General features: G+C 45.7%; 5 protein-coding genes. 2 read left to right on the forward strand and 3 right to left on the reverse strand.

The window, feature by feature from the left end; all coding sequences use genetic code 11:
• Positions 1-15: 15 nt before the first annotated feature.
• Positions 16-1,380, reverse strand: coding sequence for a TolC family outer membrane protein (locus NNO04_RS06370; protein WP_271443957.1), 1,365 nt, complete (start codon positions 1,378-1,380; stop codon positions 16-18).
• A gap of 397 nt (positions 1,381-1,777) precedes the next feature.
• Between NNO04_RS06370 and NNO04_RS06375 the strand changes: the two genes are divergently transcribed.
• Positions 1,778-3,934, forward strand: coding sequence for a type I secretion system permease/ATPase (locus NNO04_RS06375; protein ID WP_271443958.1), 2,157 nt, complete (start codon positions 1,778-1,780; stop codon positions 3,932-3,934).
• On the forward strand, positions 3,934-5,112 hold the full coding sequence (locus NNO04_RS06380; RefSeq protein WP_271443959.1) for an HlyD family type I secretion periplasmic adaptor subunit: 1,179 nt from the start codon (positions 3,934-3,936) through the stop codon (positions 5,110-5,112). Before NNO04_RS06375 ends, NNO04_RS06380 begins: the two co-directional genes overlap by 1 nt.
• 283 nt (positions 5,113-5,395) lie before the next feature.
• Here NNO04_RS06380 and NNO04_RS06385 read toward each other — a convergent pair whose 3' ends face one another.
• Together NNO04_RS06385 and NNO04_RS06390 are read right to left on the reverse strand one after the other, a co-directional pair.
• Complete coding sequence (locus NNO04_RS06385; RefSeq protein ID WP_271443960.1) at positions 5,396-5,806, reverse strand: hypothetical protein; 411 nt, start codon at positions 5,804-5,806, stop codon at positions 5,396-5,398.
• 242 nt (positions 5,807-6,048) lie between these two features.
• A partial coding sequence (locus NNO04_RS06390; protein WP_271443961.1) for a hypothetical protein occupies positions 6,049-6,615 on the reverse strand: 567 nt, incomplete at its 5' end.

Below are 6,615 nucleotides of genomic sequence, written 5' to 3' on the forward strand. Positions count from 1 at the left end.
AAACGGAGCGAGCCCTTAAGGCTCAATGCGAAGCTGTTTGAGTAGGGTATTCGTGCTGATTGAGTAGGAAACAGCCGCCTGTTCCACGTCGAATGTGGCTGATGTCACCGCCTGTTCGGCCTGAAATACGTCCTGCTCTACGCTAAGCAGATCGTTCAGACTGCGTGCGTTCAGGGTGTATTCGTTACGGTAGACTTCCCGTGTTTTCAGAGCAGCCTTTAACTGATGTTCGCCATTCGCTTTACGTGCGATGGCGCCAACCCAGTCATCATGAAAACTGTCAATGCGTTGTTGCGCATCCATTTTTTCCTGATTAACCCGGGCTTGTGCGCCCAACACATCACCTTGCGCCTGCTCGACCTGAGAAGAAACAATCCCCCCTTGATAAAGAGGAACGCTCACGTTGACCGTCATGTGATCATCCCAGGAAGACTCGGCAGAAGAACCGTTCTGACCATAGGAGTGATCGGCACGAAGTGAGATGGAGGGCATGTGCCCCGCTTTGGCCCGGCTGACGCTATATTCCGCAGATTTTTTATCTGTCAGGGCCGCTTTTACCGCCGGTAACGTGTCGTAGTCGTCAGTATTAAAAGGGGCAAGAGGGGCATTAAATGCCTCGGGTATCGTTGAAAGACTTGCAGCATCGATGCCAGTAAGGATGGCAAGCTGACGCATAGCCAGCACATGTTGATAACGAAACTCTTCCAGCGAGGTCTGCATGGCAATGGCTCGAGTCTGGGCCTGAAGGACATCGGAAGATGAACTCAAACCAGCGCCAGCACGCAATGTAGCCAGTTTTTCAACACTTCGTAATGAAGCAATATTTTCTTCCGCTACCTGAATAAGCGTCTGATAGCGGTTTGCTCTTACATAGAGCAGAGTCACTTTTTCGGCGATCGTATTTAATGATGCCTGTAATCTGAAGGCATCCGCGGCCGCAGTCGTTTCAGCTTGTTTAATGGTATTTGTGGTTCGGCCAAAATCATAAAGTAGCTGAGAAACACTAATGCCATAACTTTCAGCGTCCTGGTTGTCGCTGGACACGAGATCGCGACTGGCGCCATTCACAAACACCTGCGGCAGCCATGCGCCTTTACTCTCGCTTATCTTTGCCTTATCAACATTCATGGTTGCCCTGATTTCCGCCATTTCAGGGCTTATGCTGATGGCAGAAAGAATACTGTCCTGCAGGGAGAGAACGGAGGATTTGGGCTGATGATTTGCTGAGGCAGGACAGTCAGACGGACATTCGTCAAAGGAAACTAAAGCTGCATGTACGTTACCTGTCAGCGCCAGACAAAATGAAAATGTTGCAAATGTGAAAACATCTTTAAAAAAATTAAAGATGTTTTCTTCATTTCGTTCATTAATGTTCTTCACTAAAAAATTCCCAGAGTAAATTTATTGTCGACATTAATCCTTTAATGCAACCGTCCAAAAATGGATGCCATTATTGAATACTTCACTGGGCAAATGGCATGTAATGTCGGCGTACTGAACACGACTTTAATTAACGTTAATTAGACATTCTCTGTTGACGAATCTCAAACAATGGAGGGTCCAAAAATACACCATCTTTCAGAGTCCAAAAATAGACCGTAAAAAAATACCTTTCAGTTTTTACATAAAATAACATTGCGCTTTTGGATATAACACCACCACACATAGTTAATATGTGTCAATATATATTGTCAATCTCTAAAAAACCGTCACCCCGATTTAAAAAGTGTCCCGGACAGGAAACACCAATTGCCTCAAACAGTAAAAGGTTCCATCAATGAAACAAAATACAAGCCTGGTCGAGTCCTGGCTCGCCGCGATGGTTTTTGTCGCGAGACATTACCGTCTGGACTATTCAGAAGAAAATGCCAGAGTGGCAATGCAGTGGGATAAGAGTCACTCTATCGGTTCCACGCTGGAAAATATGGCGCGCCAGTTAAGTCTGGCTATCCATCTGACAGCCTTCAAACCCAAAATGCTTGATCCCTGGCGTATGCCGCTTGTGGTTGAGTTTTCAGAGGGGCAAGTTGGTGTTCTGACCAAAATGGATAATCAGGGAAACGTTAGTATCGTTTTTGATGACGACAATAGTCTGGAAAGTATTTTTAGCGCAGAGGAAATCTCGTCCAGAATTAAAAGAGTCGCCATTCTCCGCCCACAGACGTCCATCCCTGATGCACGCGTTGATAACTATATTAAGCCTTATCGCCGTAACTGGTTCTGGAAACTGGCATTGCAGGACTGGTCACGCTATTTTGATATTGTTGTTGCAGCGCTGGTAGCAAACGTCCTGGCACTGGCTGGAACGCTGTTCTCCATGCAAGTGTATGATCGGGTTGTACCTGCACAATCGGAACCGACACTCTGGGTTCTCTTTTTCGGGGTTTTATTAGCCCTGACTTTCGAATTTACGATGCGAATTATTCGCGTTCATATTGCCGATATTATCGGTAAGAGAGCAGACTTAAGAATATCCGATCAGGTTTTTGGTCATGCATTACGGATTAAAAATAGCGCACGTTCAAAATCAACAGGATCATTTATTTCACAAATCCGCGAACTGGAATCCGTACGTGATTTAATTACTTCAACAACGATCAGTACCGTTACCGATCTCCCCTTCTTCTTTTTATTTTTTGCAATTATATGGAATATTGGCGGTCCACTTGCTTATGTTGTGTTAACTGCCCTTCCGTTATTAATCATCCCTGGAATTATTATTCAGTTTCCGCTTTCTAAGTTATCCAGTGAAGGGATGCGTGAATCGGCTATTCGCAACGCGGTTCTTGTTGAGTCCGTTCAATGTATTGAAGATATTAAACTTCTGCGCGCCGAACAACGTTTTCAGAACCAGTGGAATCACTCCAATAATGTCTCTTCATCCATCGGGATGCGGCAACGCTTTCTGACCAGTCTTTTGATGACCTGGACCCAGGAAGTTCAGTCCATTGTCTATGCGGTTGTGTTGCTGGTCGGCAGCTTTCTGGTCATGAAAGGTGACATGACGACAGGGGCGCTGGTAGGCACATCGATGCTGGCCTCAAGGACGATTGCCCCCCTGGCGCAAATTTCGGGAGTGCTTGCACGCTGGCAGCAGGCAAAAGTCGCGCGCAAAGGGCTGGACGAGTTGATGCGCCGACCCGTCGATCAGGAAGAAAGTAATAAGTTTGTTCATAAGCCTCTGCTTCAGGGACACTATCAATTGCAGGACGCCGTATTTTATTACGATGAAGAGACCAAAATTCCTGACATTGCCATTTCGAAGCTGAATATTAATGCGGGAGAACGTATCGCCATTCTTGGGAAAAACGGTGCGGGAAAATCCACATTACTGCAGATACTATCGGGTATGCAGACGATTCAGCAGGGTGAACTGCTTATGGACAGTATTTCCATGCGTCACCTTGATCCCGCCGATGTTCGTCGTGACGTTGGCTTCCTGAACCAAAATGCCCATCTCTTTTTTGGGTCGATTTACGAAAACCTGACGATGGGACGTCCACAAGCAACAGATGAAGAAATTCACCATGCTTTGCAGATAAGTGGCGCTCTGCCTTTTGTTCAACGCCAAAAGAATGGTTTGAACTACATGATTATGGAAGGCGGTTACGGATTATCCGGCGGCCAGCGTCAGGCATTGTTGCTGGCCAGAACGCTGCTTTGTCAGCCCGAAGTCTTACTACTGGATGAACCGACGGCAGCCATGGATGAGGTATGCGAGCAGCATGTTATTGATCAACTGACACATTGGCTAGGACATCGCACACTCATTGTCGCAACACATCGACTGGCACTTCTACGCATGGTTGACCGCATTATTGTCATCGATAATGGCCGTGTCATCATTAATGACAGTAAAGAAAAAGTACTGAATCAATCGCAGTTGTCTACCGCGACAGCCAACAATGTTGCCCTGCGGGGAGGACAAAAATAATGGCGCAATCTTCTGCCGTCTCTCAGGATTTGATGACTCAGCCGAAGCTGGGACGCTCAACATTGCTGGTATGGACAATTTTCATCATGCTGGCCGGTTTTCTTTTGTGGGCAAAATTTTTCACTCTGGATGAGGTCAGCACGGGAAGTGGCAAAGTTGTCCCTTCTTCACGTGAACAAGTCGTGCAATCTTTAGAAGGGGGGATTATTTATCAACTGAACATTCGTGAAGGCGATATTGTTGAACGCGGGCAATTATTGGCTGAACTGGACAGAACCAAAACAGAGTCCAGTGTTAAAGAGAGCGCTTCTCGCCTGAAGGCGGCTATCGCACGCGCTGCGCGTCTTGAGGCTGAAGTAGACGGTCACGCATTACATTTTCCACCTGAAGTGGCTGACGATGCCGTGCTGATTAAGACAGAGACCGACCTGTATAGCACGCGAAAAGCGGCGCTTGAAGAGGGGGTTAGCGGATTAAAAGAAGGCATCAGTCTGGTCAGGCAACAGCTGAACATGACGGAACCATTAGTCAGGCAGGGGGCCGCGAGCAGTGTTGAAGTTCTGCGCCTTAAGAGTCAGCTAAACGATATGCAAAATAAAGCCTTAGATCTTAAATCCCAGTTCTATGTCCGTGCCCGCGAAGAGCTAACCCGTGCGAATGAAGAAGTGGAAGCACTGAGGCCCGTAATGCGAGGTCGTGAAGACTCGCTGACCCGGCTGAAGTTATACTCTCCGGTTCGGGGTGTGGTGAAAAATATAGAAGTCACCACCGTCGGTGGCGTCCTCCCACCTAACGGCAAGTTACTGACATTAGTCCCTATTAATGACCAGATGCTGATTGAAGCCCGCATATCACCACGGGATGTGGCATTTATTCATCCAGGACAACAGGCCACCGTGAAAATTAGCGCATACGATTATTCAATTTATGGGGGATTACCGGGGGAGGTGACGATGATTTCTCCCGATACGATTCAGGACGACGTTAGACGCGATGTTTATTATTATCGTGTCTATATCCGCACGAAAGCGAATTACCTTGAGAATCGCAATAAAGAACATTTCCCTATATTCCCGGGTATGGTGGCAACCGTCGATATCAAGACAGGCAACAGAACGGTTCTGGATTATCTCATCAAGCCACTGAATAAAGTCGGAGAAGCTCTCAGGGAACGTTAAAATTACACTGCTGTCCACACTGGAGAAGTTTGGGTGAGAGATCCCATCCACGCAATGTGGACACAATCCTAAGCAAGGCTTGCGTTTTCAAACTGTTCCGGCTGAGACCTCCACTGACACTGTGACGGTCTCAGCCGATGGTAATCGCGTTCAATATAATTAAACATTGTCGTACGCATTATTGGCCGACAGCTAACATGTTTATCGTGAAGGCATTCCTGACCTGCTCCGTCAGTTACCGATTCAGACGGGTCTTTTCATGCGAACAGTTCACTTCCTGAGGTCAACATCCATCCACGGTGTATGACAGAGCGATGAATTGACCGTCGATACCTAATGGCGAAATCAACATTGGCTGGACTGAATGATATGTTCCTGTTTTCGATTTATCCGAGAAACAGATTGTGTAATCAACAACACCGTCTCTGTTTTTGTCTTTTTTCTCTATGACGCTAAAGGTATAGACCCAGTCTTTATTTTCTATCGAGAATCCATTGCTAAAATACTCAGGAGCAGGAAGGTCAACTTGACTTAAATAGACTATATCTTTCGTTCTCTTTGGCATCAGAGAACTTCGAAAAGTCGAGATATTTAATTTATCGTATATAGTTTGCAGTTCTGACTGTGTGAGTATTTGATCTTTAGCTATGGCAGGAAATGAAAGCAGCAAAAAAGCGATAGTTATAATTTTCATAGCAATCCTTTTAAATATTTTTCTCCACACTAGTCTGATCGTAAGTTAAAAAGAAAAATAGGGCAAGCAAGATAAACCAGTGCATGCCCTACCTGTATGTGAAACATCGGATTGCCATGATGTATAGCGCACAGCCATAAAGACACTAACAGTCGCCGTTTCTCAAAAAAATCATAATTTTTTAACCCCACCACACCATCGCTGCTCACAGTATGCTAAACAGCAAACTCGAAAAGCTCTAATCAGCGTTGCACAATAGTGACGTTATTTTGTGAACCGCTTTGACTCACATACGCTGAAGCCGCTGCATTTTGAGTAATATTCACAGAACTGCCTGTCGCGCCGAGTTGCTGAACGTGAACCGTTCTTGCGTCACGAGAATCCGTACCTAAATCCATAGACCCCTGATTAATGGTAATATCACTGTTTGAGGTTGCGATATCCTGTTGCACATCAGCCATATCATATCCACCATTTTGGGAGATCGACAGGCTATTATTATTACCATTTTGCTTTATATCTGCCGTATTCCCTGCATTTGCCTGAGTAATCGAAACACGGTTATTTATGCCCCCCTGCTCGACAGTCGCCATATGGCGAGAAGCGCTTTGCATATGGGTAGCAGGTCCACTCTGATAAATTTTAGTTGTTTTAACCACTGCTGGCGCCACCGTAAAGTCTGCTGCAAAAACACTGCCAGAAATAACAAATAAAAAAGCTGCAACCAGTTTAATGAAATGCATTGCTAATACCTGTCTGTTGACTGTTAATAAATAGAGAGTGATATTTATTCGTGTGTGACATTGTTT

The organism is Citrobacter sp. Awk 4 (assembly GCF_028069725.1).
Taxonomy (GTDB): domain Bacteria; phylum Pseudomonadota; class Gammaproteobacteria; order Enterobacterales; family Enterobacteriaceae; genus Citrobacter_D.

What these genes read in the sequence shown, in the direction of transcription:
- NNO04_RS06375 (WP_271443958.1), top strand. Translation starts at nt 1,778, where the DNA reads ATGAAACAAAATACAAGCCTGGTCGAGTCCTGGCTCGCCGCGATGGTT.
- NNO04_RS06380 (WP_271443959.1), top strand. Translation starts at nt 3,934, where the DNA reads ATGGCGCAATCTTCTGCCGTCTCTCAGGATTTGATGACTCAGCCGAAG.
- NNO04_RS06385 (WP_271443960.1), bottom strand. Translation starts at nt 5,806, where the DNA reads ATGAAAATTATAACTATCGCTTTTTTGCTGCTTTCATTTCCTGCCATA.